At 65.4% G+C, this 17205-nt stretch carries 17 protein-coding genes; 3 read left to right on the top strand and 14 right to left on the bottom strand.

All coding sequences use genetic code 11. The features are described from left to right. Window positions 1-78: 78 nt before the first annotated feature. Both ACESNG_RS20415 and ACESNG_RS20410 read right to left on the bottom strand, forming a co-directional pair. Entirely contained in the window at window positions 79-492 is a 414-nt protein-coding gene (locus ACESNG_RS20415) for a cobalamin B12-binding domain-containing protein (protein WP_373064397.1), read from the bottom strand. 76 nt (window positions 493-568) lie between these two features. Further along, window positions 569-1324, bottom strand: coding sequence for a class I SAM-dependent methyltransferase (locus tag ACESNG_RS20410; protein WP_373064399.1), 756 nt, complete (start codon window positions 1322-1324; stop codon window positions 569-571). Window positions 1325-1390: 66 nt separating this feature from the next. Here ACESNG_RS20410 and ACESNG_RS20405 point away from each other — a divergent pair, with 66 nt between their 5' ends. Continuing rightward, entirely contained in the window at window positions 1391-1864 is a 474-nt protein-coding gene (locus ACESNG_RS20405; RefSeq protein WP_373070589.1) for a BLUF domain-containing protein, read from the top strand. Window positions 1865-1870: 6 nt separating this feature from the next. On the opposite strand, the gene ACESNG_RS20400 is transcribed toward ACESNG_RS20405, so the two are convergent. The 7 genes from ACESNG_RS20400 to aspS are packed head-to-tail and all read right to left on the bottom strand — an operon-like array spanning window position 1871 to window position 10146. Beyond that, on the bottom strand, window positions 1871-3565 hold the full coding sequence (locus tag ACESNG_RS20400; RefSeq protein ID WP_373064403.1) for a methylmalonyl-CoA mutase family protein: 1695 nt from the start codon (window positions 3563-3565) through the stop codon (window positions 1871-1873). A gap of 4 nt (window positions 3566-3569) precedes the next feature. After that, entirely contained in the window at window positions 3570-4685 is a 1116-nt protein-coding gene (meaB, locus tag ACESNG_RS20395; RefSeq protein WP_373064405.1) for a methylmalonyl Co-A mutase-associated GTPase MeaB, read from the bottom strand. A gap of 2 nt (window positions 4686-4687) precedes the next feature. Next, on the bottom strand, window positions 4688-5635 hold the full coding sequence (locus ACESNG_RS20390) for a CBS domain-containing protein (RefSeq protein WP_373064407.1): 948 nt from the start codon (window positions 5633-5635) through the stop codon (window positions 4688-4690). After that, window positions 5635-6912 (bottom strand): hemolysin family protein, encoded by a 1278-nt coding sequence (locus tag ACESNG_RS20385; RefSeq protein WP_373064409.1) that lies wholly within the window; start codon window positions 6910-6912, stop codon window positions 5635-5637. The genes ACESNG_RS20390 and ACESNG_RS20385 overlap by 1 nt, the downstream gene beginning before the upstream one ends. Next, window positions 6909-7370, bottom strand: coding sequence for an rRNA maturation RNase YbeY (gene ybeY / locus ACESNG_RS20380; RefSeq protein WP_373064429.1), 462 nt, complete (start codon window positions 7368-7370; stop codon window positions 6909-6911). The genes ACESNG_RS20385 and ybeY overlap by 4 nt, the downstream gene beginning before the upstream one ends. A 5-nt stretch (window positions 7371-7375) precedes the next feature. After that, entirely contained in the window at window positions 7376-8347 is a 972-nt protein-coding gene (locus tag ACESNG_RS20375) for a PhoH family protein (RefSeq protein ID WP_373064411.1), read from the bottom strand. Next, on the bottom strand, window positions 8344-10146 hold the full coding sequence (gene aspS / locus ACESNG_RS20370; protein ID WP_373064413.1) for an aspartate--tRNA ligase: 1803 nt from the start codon (window positions 10144-10146) through the stop codon (window positions 8344-8346). Before aspS ends, ACESNG_RS20375 begins: the two co-directional genes overlap by 4 nt. A gap of 154 nt (window positions 10147-10300) precedes the next feature. Between aspS and ACESNG_RS20365 the strand changes: the two genes are divergently transcribed. Together ACESNG_RS20365 and rlmN are read left to right on the top strand one after the other, a co-directional pair. Further along, window positions 10301-11200: a hypothetical protein gene (locus ACESNG_RS20365; RefSeq protein ID WP_373064415.1), complete on the top strand. Its 900-nt coding sequence runs from the start codon at window positions 10301-10303 to the stop codon at window positions 11198-11200. Further along, the gene (gene rlmN, locus ACESNG_RS20360) at window positions 11197-12291 is read left to right on the top strand and encodes a 23S rRNA (adenine(2503)-C(2))-methyltransferase RlmN (RefSeq protein WP_373064417.1); all 1095 of its coding nucleotides are present in this window, start codon (window positions 11197-11199) and stop codon (window positions 12289-12291) included. The genes ACESNG_RS20365 and rlmN overlap by 4 nt, the downstream gene beginning before the upstream one ends. On the opposite strand, the gene ACESNG_RS20355 is transcribed toward rlmN, so the two are convergent. The 5 genes from ACESNG_RS20355 to ACESNG_RS20335 form a co-directional block, all read right to left on the bottom strand. Then, window positions 12220-12723, bottom strand: a complete 504-nt coding sequence (locus ACESNG_RS20355; RefSeq protein WP_373064419.1) for a LytR C-terminal domain-containing protein — start codon at window positions 12721-12723, stop codon at window positions 12220-12222. The genes rlmN and ACESNG_RS20355 overlap by 72 nt on opposite strands. Further along, on the bottom strand, window positions 12720-13253 hold the full coding sequence (locus ACESNG_RS20350; protein ID WP_373064421.1) for a hypothetical protein: 534 nt from the start codon (window positions 13251-13253) through the stop codon (window positions 12720-12722). Before ACESNG_RS20350 ends, ACESNG_RS20355 begins: the two co-directional genes overlap by 4 nt. Before the next feature lie 20 nt (window positions 13254-13273). Next, entirely contained in the window at window positions 13274-14095 is an 822-nt protein-coding gene (gene trpA / locus ACESNG_RS20345) for a tryptophan synthase subunit alpha (protein WP_373064423.1), read from the bottom strand. Beyond that, the gene (locus ACESNG_RS20340; protein ID WP_373064425.1) at window positions 14064-15524 is read right to left on the bottom strand and encodes an HD-GYP domain-containing protein; all 1461 of its coding nucleotides are present in this window, start codon (window positions 15522-15524) and stop codon (window positions 14064-14066) included. The genes trpA and ACESNG_RS20340 overlap by 32 nt, the downstream gene beginning before the upstream one ends. Continuing rightward, a partial coding sequence (locus ACESNG_RS20335) for a HEAT repeat domain-containing protein (RefSeq protein WP_373070587.1) occupies window positions 15521-17205 on the bottom strand: 1685 nt, incomplete at its 5' end. The genes ACESNG_RS20340 and ACESNG_RS20335, both read right to left, overlap by 4 nt.

Genomic DNA, 17205 nt, shown 5'->3' with positions numbered 1-17205 from the left:
TCTTGTCCGGTCCGCCCCCGAGTCGGAGGCGGGCTTCCAGCGCGCGAACGTCGTCAGCGAGCCGGCGAAGCCGCCCGCTCACGCGTCTTGTTGTTGACGGGACGCGAACCAGTCGCGGATGTAGTCCACGAGGTCCTGCGTACTCGTGCCCGGTCCGAACAGGCGGGCGACGCCACGCTGCTGGAGGGCATCCATGTCTTCTTTCGGAATGATGCCACCGCCGGTGAGCAGAATATCGTCGCGTCCTGCCTCGACCAGAAGATCCCGAACCCGCGGGAAGAGCGTCATATGCGCGCCGCTCAGGATCGAGAGGCCCACCACGTCCACATCTTCCTGAATGGCCGCCGAAGCGATCATCTCAGGGGTCTGGTGCAAACCGGTGTAGATCACTTCCATGCCGGCGTCACGGAGCGCGGCAGCCACCACCTTGGCGCCGCGATCATGGCCGTCGAGGCCAGGCTTGGCCACGAGTACGCGAATCGGTCGAGTCATCGGAGGGCAAACGAGAAAGGACCCGGGGTCGGGCGCCGCCGACGCGAGGATTCCGCGCGGCAGCCCTTCAAGCTACTCACCCGTCCTTACGCGCCACCAGCAGCATTTCGCTGGATTTGCGCGAGAGCGGGCGTTCAGTCCAGGCATCAAAGGCCTGCTCGACCACCAGACCAACCTCTTGCAGGCGCGCCGCCAGGTCCGATGCCGAATAGAGCCGGATGCGATGGGTCCGTTCTCCGTCGCCCTTCGGCCCGCGCCACGTGGACGTGATCTCGAGGAAGCCCGACAGCGGGTCGAAGTGACGCTCCTGCCCGAAAACGGTCCCATCCTCCGTGGTCCACCAGTCACGGGCCAGAAAGCGCGCCATGACGCCATCCCGGCTTCCGCCGTGCCAAATCAGCAGTCCGCCGGGCTTGAGCACACGCGCGAACTGGGCCAGCACCTGCCGATCGTCATAGGGATCGTCGAAAAACCCGAACGACGTGAACAAGTTGACGACGGCGTCGAAGCGCCCGGTCCATTTGGCCGACAGCTTTCGCATGTCTCCCTGCGTGTACCGCAGCGTCTTACCGGCTCCTCGGCGCTTCGCCACGTCAAGCAGCGGCTTGGAGTAATCGAGACCGTCCACGTTGAAGCCGGCTTCCGCCAGCAGGTGTGCGTGGCGCCCCTGCCCGCAGGGACAATCGAGAATCCGAGCGCCGGACGGCAACTCGAGGACGTCGAGAAGTCGGGCAACCTCACGACGATCCTGCACGAGATTGAAAAGGGGTTCGTACTCGTGGAGATACTGCGCATCGAAGTGCGTGGCCCACCAAGGACTGGTCGTCTTCATCCAAACACGCTAGATACCACTGTGGTCACACACAAGTCGCCAACGTGCCGGCGCGAGGGTCGCCGCATGTCAGGTCTGACCTCGAATGTCAACAAGAGCGATATGCACACGATCCGTTTGCTCTACTCGAGCGATGCGCAGGAAGGCCTGCGCTACCGCGACTTCATGACCATCATGGACAAGGCGGCCGAGACGAACCGTGAACGCGCCATCACGGGTATGCTCTGCTACGGTGGCGGTCAGTTCCTGCAGGCGCTCGAGGGTGAGCGGCTCGCGGTGAACACGCTGTATCACCACATCGCCAAGGATACGCGGCACACCAACTGCCAACTTCTGAGTATCGAGGAGATCAGTTCGCGCGACTTCGCCGAATGGTCCATGAAGATCGTGGACTGGAACGACGCCGTCACTGCCGCGCGCCAGACGCTGCTTCTTAAACACTCGGGTTCGCGTCAGTCCGACCCCAGCCAAATGACCGCGCAGCCGGCCAGCGCATTTCTGCGCGACCTCGCTGCGATGGAACGACTGCTCGCGGAGTGAATCGAGCTAAAAGAACACGGGCTCGCGATACGCGCCGAACACATCTTCCAACGCGGCGCGGATTTCGAAAAGTGTGCAGTACGCACGAGCGCAGTCGAGAATGCGGGGCACCACGTTTTCGGTGCCCCGTGCGGCGTTTCGGAGGGCGTCGAGCCGTTCTGCCACCAACGCACTATCGCGCGACGCACGCAACGCGCCCAGGCGTTCGCGTTGTTCCTTCTCGGCGTACTCGCCGATGCGCAGGATCGGAATCGAGAGTTCGGGTTCATCGGTGACGAACTCATTGACGCCGACGACGAGCTTGCGGCGCTGCTCGATCTCCCACTGCTGACGCGCGGCACTTTCGGCGATCTTTTTCTGGAACCAGCCCTCTTCTAGGCCCTTTACGACGCCGCCGAATTCGTCGATTTGCGCGAAGAGTGCTTCGGCCTCCTGCTCCATCTGATCGGTCAGTGCCTCGATGTAGTACGATCCGCCGAGGGGGTCCATCACGTGCGGCACGCCAGTCTCGTACGCGAGAATCTGTTGCGTCCGCAACGCGACCTGCACCGCTTCCTCGGTTGGCAGCGACAGCGTCTCGTCCATCGAGTTGGTGTGCAATGACTGCGTACCGCCCAGCACCGCCGCCAGCGCCTGATAGGCGACGCGGACCACGTTGTTCGTCGGCTGCTGCGCGGTGAGGGTGACGCCAGCGGTCTGCGAATGGAAGCGCATCATCCACGAACGTGGATTCTTTGCACCGAAACGCTCCTTGAGATGGCGCGCCCAGATTCGACGTGCCGCGCGCAGTTTCGCGATCTCCTCGAAGAAGTCGTTGTGAATGTCCCAGAAAAACGAGAGACGGGGCGCGAACTCATCGACATCGAGTCCGCGCGCGACGCCGCGCTCCACGTACGTGAAACCGTCGGCCAGCGTGAACGCGAGCTCCTGTGCGGCCGTGGCACCCGCTTCGCGGATGTGGTAGCCGGAGATGGATATCGTGTTCCAGTTCGGCGTGTGCTTCGCGCACCATTCGAACCCGTCGACGATCAGGCGAAGTGCCGGCTCGATCGGGAAGCACCAGGCGTGCTGCGCCATGTACTCCTTGAGGATGTCATTCTGCACCGTGCCCTGCAGCTGGTCGGCGCTGACGCCCTGCTTCTCCGCCGCCGCGATGTAGAAGCACAGCAGGATGATCGCCGGCCCGTTGATCGTCATCGACGTGGACACCTTGTCGAGAGGGATCCCCTCGAAAAGTGTTTCCATATCGGCCATCGACGAGATCGACACACCGCACTTGCCGACTTCCCCTTCAGAGCGCGAATGATCGGCGTCGTAGCCCATCAGCGTGGGAAAGTCGAATGCCACGGAGAGGCCGGTTTGTCCCTGAGAAAGCAGGAACTTGTAGCGCTGATTGGTCTCTTTCGCCGTCCCGAATCCAGCGAACTGGCGCATCGTCCAAAGCTTGCCGCGATAGCCGGTGGGATGAATGCCACGCGTGAACGGCCACTGACCGGGCAGTTCGAACGCCGAGCCCGCCGTGTTTTCGAGATCGAGCGCCGTGTAGAGTGGCGGCACTTCGTTCGCCGAATTGGTGAACGCAATGTCGCGCTTACGACCCGTGTCGTACTGCCGCCGCCACTGACCGACTTCACGGCGCAGCCCGTCGAGCTCTTCCTGCTGCTGGCGGACTACATCCCCGAGTTCCTGAATCGTCGTCATGCGCTCATCCATCCTGAAGCGGCGCGTACTCGGCGCCGGTGAGAAGTACGGCACTGCGGGCCCTGAGGGCGTCGGCAACGGCGAACGGAACCTGTGTGCCTGCCTCGAGCGCATCGAGTCGTTCGTCCACCCACGCCAATGTATCCTGATCCTGCCATAGGCGCCGACGGATCTGCTGGTCCACTATTTCGATCACCCGCTCACGCAAGCGAGCCCGCCGGCGCGACCGAAGCTCTCCACTGGTCTCAAGATAGCGCGCGTGTCGCTCGAGAGCGTCGAGGACTTCGTCGACCCCCTCGTTCTGGGATGCGATGACCCGCAGGACCGGTGGGGTCCACTGCACGGGAAGTTCCGCTTGGGCGGCCGCTCGCGCGGCGCGCGCCGGATTCATGGCATCCCCCAAGGCGTCACGGTCCGGCATGTTCCGAAACTCAATGCCATGGTGAGCCGGAGCGTTCGGCATGGTAGCGCCGGCACGCAGGCCAAGCATGAGTTCGATGTCGTTGCGCAGGCGATCCGCGCCGGGACGATCGGCCTTGTTCACGGCGAAGACATCGGCAATCTCCATCACGCCCGCCTTGAGCGTCTGAATCGAGTCGCCGGATTCGGGGACCAGGACCACCAGCGTGGTATCGGCCGCCCTCGAAATATCGAGTTCGCTTTGGCCCACGCCGACGGTTTCGAGCAGGATGACGTCCATGCCGAACCCGTCCAGCACATCGCACACTTCCCGCGTGGACGTGGCCAGCCCCCCCAACGACCCACGGGTGGCCATCGAGCGAATGAAGACGCCGGGATCGAGCGCGACCTCCTCCATCCGAATCCGATCACCAAGGAGCGCGCCACCGGTGAACGGCGACGTGGGATCGACGGCCACGATTCCGACGCGCAGCCCGGCGTGGCGATACCGTCGCGCCAGGCGCGTGGTGAGCGTGCTCTTGCCAGCGCCGGGCGGCCCGGTGATCCCGATACGACGTGCGCGCCCGAGTGTGGGATGCACGGCCGAGAGAATCTGCTCGAAACCCGGACGGTGATTCTCCACGATGCTGACGGCACGCGCCAGCGCGGCCGGCTTGCCAGCACGGAATTGCTCCAACAGTCGAGACATCGCGTCAGTCATCGTCACTCGTCGTCGTGTTCATCTCGGATGTCGCCCACTAACTCCTCGAGCAGGTCTTCAAGCGTCACCAGCCCGACGACCGTCGCGTCATCCTGAACAATCGCCAATTGTCGACGCGAGCGCAGCAGCTCGAAGAGCAATTCTTTCGCGGATTTCGCCGACGTGGTCACCGTTACCGGACGGATAGGCGGTAACGTTTCACCACTGCGCACGAACACGTCGAAGACGTGCACCATACCGATGATCTGGTCCGGTGAATCGCCATACACCGGTACGCGGCTGTAGCCGGCCTGCGCCACACGCACGGCGAGGTCCGCCGCCGGCAAACCGTCGGGCAGCGCAAAGATCTTCGCGCGCGGTGTCATGACGTCCTGCACGCTCTTGTCTCCGAACTGTACGACACCAGAGATGATCGCCATTTCTTCGGTCGTGCTGATGTCGTCGAACGCACCGTCACGCAGCAACTCCTCGAGCCCATCACGCGCGTCATCGTCCACACGTGACTGCTGTCCGGAGGTCATCGCGCGGCGCGCGAGATCGGCGACCGCTTGAAAGGGCGTCAGCAGCAGGTCCACGAGGCGCAGCAACGGCACGAGCACGGGTACGAGCTGCGGCGCCCAGCGTCGTCCCACCGCGCGCGGCAGCAGCTGACCGACCAGCACCAGGAGCGCGAGATAGAGCACCACGTCGATCAGAAACTCCCACGCGCGGAGACCGTCGGCCATCGCGATCATCGATCCGGTGGCAAACACGGTCAGCATGCTCGCCGTCGCCGCCGCGTGCAGGAGCCGCGCCGGACGCTCCAGATATCGCGTCATCGCGCCTGTGCCGCTGTGTCGTCGTTCAATCCAGTGTCGCAGCCACAATCGACTCACCGCACGCACGGCCGTAGCGGCAAGCGTGAGCGTTGCCACGATGGCGACCGACAGCAGTATCAGCAGCAACGGCATCAGCTCTCTCCCGTCGCCGTCGAGTCGAGCGGCTGCACACGTTCGAGAAACACGCGCTCGATCTTGCGGCGAACGACGCGCTCCACGATCACCTTGAACGGTCCAACCGCGAGCGCTTCGCCAGCGCGTGGCACGCGCCCCAGCAACTCCAGCACCAGCCCACCGACGGTCGACACATCGTCCCGACGGAAGTCGTGCGACAGGGCCTCCGACAAGTCATCGAGCGTCAGCTGCCCGGAGACCCAGAAGCGGAGTCCTGCTTCGTTCTCGACCTGCCGTTCTTCTTCGTCGTACTCGTCGCGGATCTCGCCGACCAGTTCTTCGAGCACATCCTCGATGGTCACGAGGCCCGCCGTGCCGCCGTACTCGTCGGCCACCACCGCGATATGCCGACCCGCCACGCGAAATTCACGAAGCAAATCGGCAATGCGCTTCGATGGCGGAATGAACACCGGCGGACGCAACAGCGTCCGCCAGCCGCCCTCTGGCTCGTCGTCAGCCAACACGGACGGCAACAGATCCTTCACGTACAGGATGCCGACGATCTCATCGATCGTATCCTCGAAGATCGGCACACGCGAATGCTGAGCACTCCGCACGCGATCGAGCATCTCCGACCACGGCGTGTCTTGCTCGATGCCGACAATGTCAACGCGCGGAACCATCACTTCCTCGACGGTGGTCTCACCAAACTCGAACACACCGAGCAGCAGGTCGCGCTCGTCACGTGACACGTCCGCTTCGCTGGTGATCACCTCGCGGAACTGGGCCGCTGCCTCTTCGCGACGTTCGATGGTCGCGTCGGCATCCGAGACGACTTCCGCGAATGCGGCCTCGACCCAATTGCCAAGCCGCACGATGGGGGCAAACAACGTCTCCGCTCCGTTCGAGAACCACGCCAGACGCTCCTCGGCATCTTCGCCGAGGGCATCACCGACCACGCGTGCCGTGGTCTCGGCGGCCAGAACGACCGCCAGTCCAAGGCCGAACAGCAGCGCGACGGTGGACAGGGTCGCTCGTCCGGAGAGATCCAACCCGACGGCAATGCCGGAGCCCGCGGCAAGGTGGCCGAGCACGCGCGCGAACGCCAGCGCGCGGTGCGTCCGTTCTCGCGATGGTACAGGTCGCGGCACCACCGGTGCCGGCGGCGCGAGCGTGGAGCGCTCGGCGGGTATCGCCGAAAGGGGCGGCTCCGACAGCAGCGCACCATCGGCGACGGCGGCGAGTGCGGCCACAACAGCTCCACCGGTCGCCAGCCCCCACGCGACTGCACTCATGCGGTGCGGGACGGCGTGATCCAGAAGCGTTGCAGCAGTTGCTCCTGGCGTCGCCACATCGGCGACGTCATCCGTTCTTCACCGTCAGGATGCTCCCATCCGCACGCGTGCAGTATTCCGTGCACGACGAGACGGGCAAGTTCTTCACGGACCCCGACACCGAATTCCTTCGCCTGAAGGCGCGCGACGTCCGGGCAGATGTAAATATCCGCAATCACGGTGCCCGCGGGATCGGCTCCGAGCGCGAACGTGATCACATCGGTTGGTCCGCGATGGCCGAGATGCCGACGATTGAGCGTTGCGCTCGCGCGCGACGAGACGAACGTCACGCTGATCATGGCCCGCGGCACCTTCAACGCGCGAAGCACGTTGCGCGACAGATCGACGAGTCGGTCAGCGGCGACCGCCAGGCGAACCCCATCGGCTTGCACCGAGACGGCGCGCGGGTTCTCACGCATGGTGCTCACGCGCCGGCCGCATCGGCGTTGTAGGCGCGTATGATGTCGCGCACCAAGCGATGACGAACCACATCGGCGTCGGTGAAGTAGTGAAACGAGATCCCCTCGATCCCATGCAGAATGCGTTCGATCTGCATCAGTCCCGAGTCTTCGCGGCGCGGCAAGTCGACCTGCGTCTTGTCGCCGGTAATCACGATCTTCGAGCTCACGCCCAGACGCGTGAGAAACATCTTCATCTGCGAGCCGGTCGCGTTCTGCGCTTCGTCGAGAATCACGAACGCATCGCTGAGCGTGCGGCCGCGCATGAAGGCGAGCGGCGCCACTTCGATGGTGCGCGTTTCGATGAGCTTTTGAAGGCGCTCGACCGGAATGAGGTCATCGAGGGCATCATACAGCGGGCGCAGGTACGGATCGATCTTGGCCTGCATGTCGCCCGGCAGAAAGCCGAGGTTCTCCCCTGCCTCGACGGCGGGACGCGCCAGCACGATGCGCCGGACGCGCTTGCGCATGAGCGCATCGACGGCCGCCGCGACCGCGAGATAGGTTTTGCCCGTGCCGGCAGGACCGATGCCCACGACAATATCATGCGCGCCGATCTGCTTCAGGTACTCCGCCTGCCCCGGCGTTTTGGGCTGCACGGCACGTCGCGCGCCCGGCAGCACCAGCGCGCCATTCGTTGCCGATGGTGCTTCGGCCGGACGTTGCGTGAGCGACAGGCGCAGCACATCGTCGGCGCTCAGCGTCTTTCCTTCGCGCACGAGCAGGACCATCGCGGTGGCGATGGACTCGGCGCGCGCCACGTTGTCGGTATCGCCGGTGACGGAGAGGCTGTCGCCACGAAGCGCGACGCGGGTGCCCGTGGCGCGCCCGAGCTCCACAAGGTTGCCGTCGTTGACGCCCGCGAGCATCTGCATATCCGCGCCTTCGACTGATACGCGGGTGGTCACGGTTTCGGGTACGCGATCGTTGCCGCTCACGTGTCGATCCCGGTGACGGTGAGGTGCAGCTCGGCCAGATCTTCAGCAGGCACCGCGACAGGCGCTCCTTCAAACAGCGAGCGGGCGGCGGTCGTCTTGGGGAAGGCAATCACCTCGCGCAGCGACGGCGCGCCCGAGAGCAGCATCACGATACGATCGAAACCGAACGCGATGCCGCCGTGCGGCGGCGCACCGGCCCGGAGTCCTTCCAGCAGGAAGCCGAAACGGCGCTCCTGATCGGCCACGTCGCCGATACCGAGCAACGAGAACATCCGCGACTGCATGGCCGGATCACTGATGCGAATGCTGCCACCGCCAAGCTCCGTCCCGTTCAGCACGACGTCATAGGCCAGGGCGCGCCAACGCGCGGGCTGGTCGGGAAACGCGTGCATGTCTTCGGGATGGGGCGCCGTGAACGGATGATGCACCGCCGCGAGTGCGCCGGTGGTGGGATCCTCCTCGAACATCGGGAAGTCCATCACCACGATGAACCGTTGCACCGTGTTGTCGACGAGATCGAGCCGCCGGGCACATTCCTGGCGAACGCGATCAAGTGCCGGGCTCGCGACGCGATCAGGGGCTGCGACGAACAACGCGAGGTCTCCGTCGGTGAGCGCGAGCGTCGTGCGCGCGTCGTCGGTCAGGAATTTGGCCAACGGTCCATCGTATGCACCATCCGCGTGACGCAGGCGCAGTAGGCCTCCCGCGCCGGCGCTCTTCGCCAGGGCTTCCAGCTCGTCCACCTGCTTGCGACTCCACACTGCACCACCGGGCACGATGATTCCGCGCACGCGAGACCCGCCCGCGATGGCGCTTGCCGTGACGGCGAAATCGAGACCGGCGAATACCGCCGTGTAGTCGGCCAGCCGAAGCTCGTACCGCAGGTCGGGGCGATCACACCCGTAGAACTCCATCGCATCGCGATAGCTCATGCGATCGAAGTGCGCCGGGATGGTGTGGCCCGCTTCGGTCCAGAGTGCACCGATCAGGCCTTCGGCAAGCGCAAGAATATCCTCACGCTCGATGAATGACGCCTCGATGTCGATCTGTGTGAACTCCGGCTGACGATCGGCCCGCAGATCTTCATCGCGGAAACAGCGCGCGATCTGGAAATAGCGGTCGAAGCCGCAACACATGAACAGCTGCTTGTAGATCTGCGGCGACTGGGGCAGCGCGTAGAATTCCCCCGGATGCACGCGGCTCGGCACGAGATAGTCGCGCGCGCCTTCCGGTGTCGGCTTCGTGAGAATCGGGGTTTCGAGTTCGAGGTATCCACGGTCGCTGAGAAAGCGGCGGGATACCTGCAGCAGCCGATGCCGAAGCACGAGATTGTCCTGTAGTTCCGGACGACGCAGATCGAGGTATCGATGACGCAAGCGCAGCTCTTCGGCGGCCATCTTCTCGCCACGTCCCCGCGCCACTGGAAGCGCCGGCGTGACCGCCGGACCGACCACACGCAGCGAGGTGACGCGCACTTCGATCGTGCCGGTCTGCATGTCCGGATTCTGCCGCTCCGGTTCGCGCGCGACCACCTCACCTTCGCACAATACCACCGACTCGACACCCACCGCCGCGGCCATGCGCAACGTCTCCGCATCGCTCCACGCCGGCCCGAAGGCCAATTGGAGAAGCCCCGTGCGATCGCGCAGATCGATGAAGACGAGGCCTCCCAGGTCGCGGCTTCGGTGCACCCATCCGCCCAAGCGGACAGTGCGCCCGACGTCGTCCGTGCGCAGGAGGCCGCAGGTGTCGGTACGAAGGGATGTAGCGAGCACGGACTGCTCTGGCAAAGACGACATTACGTGCGACGCTCCGGACGGGGCGAACCAGGAAAGTGACCGGGCCGATGAACGGCCGCAAACGATGAAAGTTAAACGATTTACGTCGATCTCGGTAGCGATAGCGAACGGGCATTCGCTTGACCCGCCAAGGCGGTGGCCGTTAGTGTCCCCTATGCGCCGCATGCTTATCTGCGGGATCGCCGCGTTTTGTTGGGCCCGCGGGCTCACCGCGCAGCCGGTGCCCGCGCGCGATCTTTGGGAGTTTCCACTTGGTGCCGTTCTCGAGCCTGCCGCCTTGGCGGCAGAGCCCGGCGCGGGATTGTGGAATCCGGCAGTGTCCGCACTGCGGCGTGGCGAACGGATCCGCCTCGGCGTAGCGTCGTTGTCGACCGGTGCGCAGCAGGGCGCCGATGGGCAGCTGCTCTCCGCTTCGTTTCGCCGTGCCTCAGGCACCACCTTGGGCCTCTCGGTGGCGCGGAGTTCGGTGGCTGGGCTCGTACGCACGGACAGCGACCCGCAGAGCGTCGGTGACATCAGCTATGCCAGCCTCTTGATCAGCGCCACCGCCGCTCGCACGCTCGTGCCCCACGTCACCGCCGGACTGGCGATACGGTGGCGCGAGGGACGGGCTGATCAAGAGGTGAACTCCGCCATCGCGGCCGACATGGGCGTAGTCGTCCACGATCTCCCGTGGCAGAACGCCCGCGTCGCCCTTTCGAGCTTCCTCTGGCGACCGGGGCGAGAGATCGAGGATCGGCCGGCGTTCGTCGCGGCCATCGACGCCCGTGTGGTCGGCGATTCGGCATCACGGGAGCTTCGCCTCGGCATGAGTCAGAACAACGTCAATCGCGGCGCGAATGAGCGCGGCCCCTTTGTCTCGGGTCGACTGGACCGACTGGAAGCGCGTGCCTCGATCGTCCGGACATCGGCCGGAGCTGGCAGCATGACGCGCATCCGCTCCGGGATTGCAGTGTACTATGCGCGGTATGTGGTTGGTCTGGCGCGCGAGGAAGGCATCTCCGGGCTCGGACCCGTTTATCAGTTCACGCTCAGTTCGATTCTCAAGGAATGATGTCAACCACGATCGCTACCGAAAACCTGCTCGACCTCGCGCCGGATGCGGCTATCTCGCGACTCCTGGCGTGGCTGACCGAACGTGGTGAGCCGTCGTATCGAGCGGCGCAGATTTTTGCCCGACTCTGGCACCGTCCCGTTCGGTCGTTCGACGAAATCACCGAGCTGCCCAAAGCGCTTCGCGAGGCGCTCACGCAATCGTTTCATCTGCCCCAGCTTGAACTCACCACTCGCCAGACGTCGACCGACGGCACCGAGAAGTTTCTCTTCCGGATGTCCGACGGGCAGCTGATCGAGACGGTGTCCATCCCCGACGGCGACCGGATCACCTTGTGCATTTCGTCGCAAGCGGGCTGCGCGCTCCAGTGCGCGTTCTGCGCCACCGGCGCGATGGGATTCCAACGCAACTTGACGCCGTCGGAGATCGCCGGACAGGTGCGTGAACTTCGTCTGATGTCGCCGCCGACCATTCCCACGAACATCGTGTTCATGGGCATGGGCGAACCGATGATGAACTGGAAGGCGGTGGATCCCACGCTGTCGCTGCTGAACGATCCGCGCGCGCTGGGCATCGGGGCGCGACACATCACGATCTCCACCGTCGGCGTGCTGCCGGGCATCGTGGCGCTGTCGGAACGTCCCGAACAGTTTCGCCTCGCCATTTCGATTCATGCGCCAAGCGACGAACTGCGAGACTCGTTGATGCCGGTCAACACGAAGTATCCCCTGGCCGACGTGATTGCGGCGGCCGCGACCTTCGATCGCCGCGTCACGTTCGAATACGTGATGCTGGGCGGCGTCAACGATCAGCCCGCGCATGCCGTGCAACTGGCGCAGTTGGCCCGCGAGTGCCGCGCCTTCGTGAATCTGATTCCGCTACACCCCGGAGGAACGATGGGTTTCGTCCCGTCGCCAGCCTCGGCGATCGCTTCGTTTACACGTGCACTGCGCGCGCGCGGCGTGGAAACGGCGGTGCGCCGCAGTCGTGGGCTCGACATTGCCGCTGCGTGCGGCCAACTACGGACGGAGCGTCTCGGTCGCCGGCTTCCAGTCGCGACCCACGAAGACAGTGAGGTCCACGTAGCGTAGCGAATCGGGACGCACTTCGATGGTGCCGGTCCCGAACGCACGCTGCAGCCGTTCGGCCCAGTCGCCGTGTCCGGTGTGCGAGACGATCAACGTCCTGCTTCTCCCCGTGCCCTGCTCGGTTTCATACTCGACCACATCAAACCCCCGATCACGCAACTCGAGCGTGGCGCGGCGCGCAGAGCCGCGCGTGCCGGATGCATTCAGCACACGCACGCGCACTCGACGATCACTTGGCGCGCGTGCAAGCGAATCATCCACCGCGGCCATCGTGCCCCGCGCGGCGCTGACCGCAGGCGTGGCCCGCGTGCGCCACCACGCCGAGCCGGCGCCAAGCAGCACCATCGCCAGCAACGCGACGATAACCCAGCCCCCACGCTTGCGTCGTGGCGATTCCTGTGCCGGCATCGACGGCCAGCCCGGCGCGGACGTCATCGCACACTTTCCCATAACGCCACGGTTTCCGGCGCGAGCCCCTTCCCTTCGCGAATCGCCCACTCGAGACGCATGCGGACGACCTGGCGAAACACCTGATCGAACGCGAGCGGCACGCTGCTGGCGAAAAAGGCGCGATCAGCCTGCATGAACGAACGCCCCGGTTCGAGGAAGTCCGCCATGTACAGTGCTCGACCCACGCGCGACCAGCTGCTCCGACCGACCGTGTGCCAGCGAACGGCGTCGAGTACATCCTGACGCGTTTCTCCGAGCGCGGCGAGTCGTATCGCCGCCGCCGGGCCGTGCAGCATTCCGAACGGGCGCGTAAGATCACCCGTGTCGGCGCGCAGCGTCGGCTCGTCGGCGTCACGCAACGCGTCGTGCCACGCGCCCGCGTCGCTCCAGGCTTGCACGTCCGCTGACGGCAGCCCGAGGGCGACTGCCCAAGTGCGCAGCAGCGCCACGACGCGCGCGATGTGCGCGCGCCGTTTGTCGGTCACGATCGACCATGACGGCAGTTCGAGGCGCATCCCCGATGTCACGGTGTTCGTCAGATCTCGTCGATCGCCGCGCGAAGTGCCGCCGTGAGTTCGATGGCTTCCTGCACGGAGCGACCGGCGGCCCTCACCAAAGCGCTCCCCACGACCACCCCATCCCCCAGCTGTGCCGCCGCCTTGGCCTGCGCCGGCGTGGAAATGCCGAAGCCGATGCAGATCGGCAGTGAGGTCGACGTGCGAAGCCGTGCCACCGTTTGGGGAAGATCCGGTGGCAGCTCGGCGCGTTCCCCGGTGACCCCGAGCCGGCTGATCAGATACACGAATCCGCCGCCATGACGCGCGATTTCGGCCATGCGAGGGGCCGGCGTTGTCGGCGCCACCAAGCGCACGAAGTCGAGGCCACTCGCTCCGAACCACGCTTCGCGCGCCGGGTCGGCACCGACCGGCAAGTCGGTCACGAGCACGCCATCGACACCGGCGGCACGTGCCCGCGCCAACACGTCGGGACCGGCGGCGATGATCGGGTTGAGGTAACTGAACAGCACCACCGGCACGTCGAGCGCCGCGTCGCGTACGATTCGCAATGCGCGCTCGAGATTCACCCCGTGATCGAGGGCGACCTGGGAGCTCTGCTGGATGACCGGACCGTCGGCCATTGGATCGGAGAACGGCACGCCAATCTCGATGACATCGGCGCCGGCGGCAGCGATCCCACGCAGCAGCGTCACGCTCTGTTCAGGATCGGGATGCCCCGCCGTGACGTAACAAACAAGAGCCCGCCGACCTTCGGCCGCCAGCGCGGCAAATCGCGCCGAGAGCCGGGAGGCCGCAGGGGCGGAGACGTCAGGCGAAGTAATCACTGATACTGATGCCATAGCGTTGTGGGTCCTCGGTCCGGATGATGGTGTATGCAAAGTGGCCGGATGCGTCGCAAGATGTCAGGTCGTACACCTGCAGATCGTGGAGCCGGTTGCCCTGGGCGTCCGTGATCATGCGCACGAGGGGACGCGACAGCGCCGTCGGATCCGGGTTCGCGGCGACGACCATTGCCAAGGCGAGAGAGTCGAGCACGACCAATGTGCCCACGGGATAGATCCCCGTGAGGTTGATGAACGCCTTCACGACCACGGGATCGAGTCCGAGGCGCGGATTGTCGCGCATGCCGCGCAGCACGTCGGCCGGCGTCCACGGCACGTCCTGGTACACGCGCGTGGTGGTCGCCGCATCGAACCCGTCGGCCACCGAGATGATCTTGCTGTACAGCGTGAGTCGTCGCGACCGCAGCGGAATGGGATACCCCGACAGGTCGATGCGCATGTGATGCTCGTAGGCCGTCGTCATGGCGCGCCACGGGCGCACCGAGCCGGTCGGCATCGCGAACATCGACAGCACGCCTTGCCACGTGTGCGTCTGCAGGATCGCGCGTTCATCATCGTCGAGCGAGCCTCGTTTGTTCAGCAGGTCGAGCGGGATGCGGGACTTGCCCATGTCGTGCAGCAACGCCGCGAGGCCGAGGTCCAGCAGCTGAAGCTTGGTCAATCCGAGCCGACGTCCCAGTGCCACGGAAAGAATGCTCACGTTCACGCTGTGCACGAACGTGTATTCGTCGAACTCGCGTAATGTGGTCAGACCGATCAGCGATGCGGCATCGGTGAGGATGGCATCCACGATGCCCTGCACCGCGCGCTTGACCCGCTTGAGGCCGACGCTGCGCCCTAGGCGCGCCGACGTCATGACTTCACGGGTCACGTCGAGCGAGCGCACGTATGTCTGCCGGGCCCGCTCTTTTGCATCAAGCTCCGCTTCCTGGTGCTCGGATTCGTCGACCGGCGGATAGAATTCAAAGCACGCGACCCCCGACTGCGCGACGCGCGCCGCGAGCTGTTCGAGCCGCTCGGCCTCTGGATACTCGAGCGGCGGAGACTGCAGAAACGCCAGCAGCACAACCCAAGCACGTGACGTGGTGTGAGCTGTCACGTCGAAGCCGCCCAGCCCGGCCTCGCGCAGGAGACCCAACACGTACGCCACGGCCGCGTAGTTGTCGAGCGTGAGTCGGAGACGCATCTCGTTGACGAACAGGTAATCACCGACCCGCCGTAACCGGCACTGTCCGTCGGTATGCTCGACGCGTTCCGCAGCGTTTACCAGCTCGGCGATCGTCTTCTGCACCGCGCTGTTTTCAATCGGATAAAGCCGCACCGCCCGTACCGCGCCGTGTAGCGCGACGACGAATGCGCGCGCGGTGCGCTGCTCCTGCGAACTACTCGACTGGTCGGCCGCCACGGACAAGTGCGTCTCGCTCACGCGTTGCCTCGCATCGCGCGCGCGACGGCGCTGCGCACGACGACGTCTTTCGTGTCGGCCGCACGCTGCAGCGCGGCAATCGCGAGCGATGAGGCGACCATGCCGAGGGCGCGGGCGGCACACGCACGAAGCTCCGCCGGTTCGCGCGCCCCGAGCAGGCTGCGCGCATTGAGCAGCGTGTCGAGTTCGGATACGCCGGCATCTCCGCACATACTGCCGAACGCCTCGAAGAGCGCCATCTTCTCGCTCAGGTCCGCCGAGCGCAGCTCTTTGCGCCGCACGGCGTCGAGCAGCCGCGGAAGCGCCGCCGTGTGCGAGCGGGTGGCAATCACCCGAAATGCCGCGACGCGAACGTCGCGATCGCTGTCGTCGATTCCGCGTTCGACCGCCTGCAGCGCCGCTGGTGACGCAACCTCGCCAAGGACGTGGAGCGCCTCGACGCGCAACTTCGCGTCGCTGCCGCGCAGCAGGCGTGCAAGTCCCGGCACCGCAGCCGGCGTCGCTAACTGCGCGGCGAGTCGTAGCGCACCGCGCACGACGAACTCGTTGGCATGCTCCAGCAACTGCGCCAACTCCGCCGTGTGCGCACCGGCCAATCGCGCCGAAGCGCGCTCGATGGCCGCCCGCGCCGGAGAGGCTGTCGCCATGCCGAGCCAGGCCACGAGCGGTTCGAGGGCCGCCGGCCGCAGCTCCACGAACAACCCCTCGAGCAGCGACGCCACTGGCGTGCGCGCACTCTCGTCGAGCGCCTGCAGCAACTGCGACATCACCGCGGGCTCGCTGAGCCGCGCCGGAAGGTCACGCAGCGCCGTCATGACCCGCTCGTCGGCCGCCAAACGTCGCGACGTGGCCGACGCCTCTCGGAGGGAGAACGCCACGAGCTCGTACTCCCCGACCGTGAGAAAGTCGATCAGCAGCTGATCAACCGTGCGCAGGGCCTCGAGCTGCGCCTCCAAAACGGATTGTCCTTCGATCACGTCAAACAAACTCGCCAGCACCAGTCGGCGATGGTCGTCGGCGTATTCGCGCTTCAGTTCCTCCTGCAGATACACGGCCTCCCGTGTATCGAGGAAGTACAGCGTGGTGTCGAAGTCCTCGACCCGCACGATACCAGGGGGCGGGCCCTCGCCTGGTGGCGCCGACTCGACCGACGGCACCGCCAGCGGCGCCACGCCCGGCGCGAACAGCGCAACGCCTGGCCGGTCTGCGCCGCCGACGACGGGCATGTCGCCGACCGCATCGTGCTCGACGTGGCGATACGCGAGCGTCGCAAGGTCGGCGACCCACAGCAACGTCACGAGATCATCGTCATCCGGCAAGGCAGTGCGCGCCTTGTGCAGAATAACCAGCAGCGTGTCGAGATCCGTCGTCTCGAAGCCGCTGTGCACGGTCAAGGTCCGCAATCCATCGCGATACAGCAGCCACGGCAAGCCATCGGTGCCGCGCTCCGCATCGAGATATACCGTCTGCTCTTCCCATTCGAACGACGCTTCCTTGATACGAATTTCGAGAGGATTCACCACTCGCCAGACCCTGCCGAACGCGGCCCGCACCTGCTCGATGGCGGCGGCCCGCGTTGGATTGTTCGGCAGATACAACTGGATGGCACGAAGCGCCTTCGCGAAGGCACGTAGCGCGTCCTCGATCGCCGTTACCGCGATCGCCGTTACCGCGATCGCCG

Source organism: Gemmatimonas sp. (assembly GCF_041689975.1).
GTDB lineage: Bacteria > Gemmatimonadota > Gemmatimonadetes > Gemmatimonadales > Gemmatimonadaceae > Gemmatimonas.
Note: the sequence above shows the minus strand (reverse complement) of the source record. Positions and strands in the feature narration are given on the sequence as shown.

Coding starts and splice junctions, on each gene's coding strand:
- ACESNG_RS20355 (WP_373064419.1), bottom strand. CDS start 12,723: ATGACGTCCGCGCCGGGCTGGCCGTCGATGCCGGCACAGGAATCGCCA.
- ACESNG_RS20410 (WP_373064399.1), bottom strand. CDS start 1,324: ATGAAGACGACCAGTCCTTGGTGGGCCACGCACTTCGATGCGCAGTAT.
- ACESNG_RS20400 (WP_373064403.1), bottom strand. CDS start 3,565: ATGACGACGATTCAGGAACTCGGGGATGTAGTCCGCCAGCAGCAGGAA.
- meaB (WP_373064405.1), bottom strand. CDS start 4,685: ATGACTGACGCGATGTCTCGACTGTTGGAGCAATTCCGTGCTGGCAAG.
- ybeY (WP_373064429.1), bottom strand. CDS start 7,370: ATGCGTGAGAACCCGCGCGCCGTCTCGGTGCAAGCCGATGGGGTTCGC.
- ACESNG_RS20390 (WP_373064407.1), bottom strand. CDS start 5,635: ATGCCGTTGCTGCTGATACTGCTGTCGGTCGCCATCGTGGCAACGCTC.
- aspS (WP_373064413.1), bottom strand. CDS start 10,146: ATGTCGTCTTTGCCAGAGCAGTCCGTGCTCGCTACATCCCTTCGTACC.
- trpA (WP_373064423.1), bottom strand. CDS start 14,095: ATGGCATCAGTATCAGTGATTACTTCGCCTGACGTCTCCGCCCCTGCG.
- rlmN (WP_373064417.1), top strand. CDS start 11,197: ATGATGTCAACCACGATCGCTACCGAAAACCTGCTCGACCTCGCGCCG.
- ACESNG_RS20415 (WP_373064397.1), bottom strand. CDS start 492: ATGACTCGACCGATTCGCGTACTCGTGGCCAAGCCTGGCCTCGACGGC.
- ACESNG_RS20365 (WP_373064415.1), top strand. CDS start 10,301: ATGCGCCGCATGCTTATCTGCGGGATCGCCGCGTTTTGTTGGGCCCGC.
- ACESNG_RS20350 (WP_373064421.1), bottom strand. CDS start 13,253: ATGCGCCTCGAACTGCCGTCATGGTCGATCGTGACCGACAAACGGCGC.
- ACESNG_RS20405 (WP_373070589.1), top strand. CDS start 1,391: ATGTCAGGTCTGACCTCGAATGTCAACAAGAGCGATATGCACACGATC.
- ACESNG_RS20385 (WP_373064409.1), bottom strand. CDS start 6,912: ATGAGTGCAGTCGCGTGGGGGCTGGCGACCGGTGGAGCTGTTGTGGCC.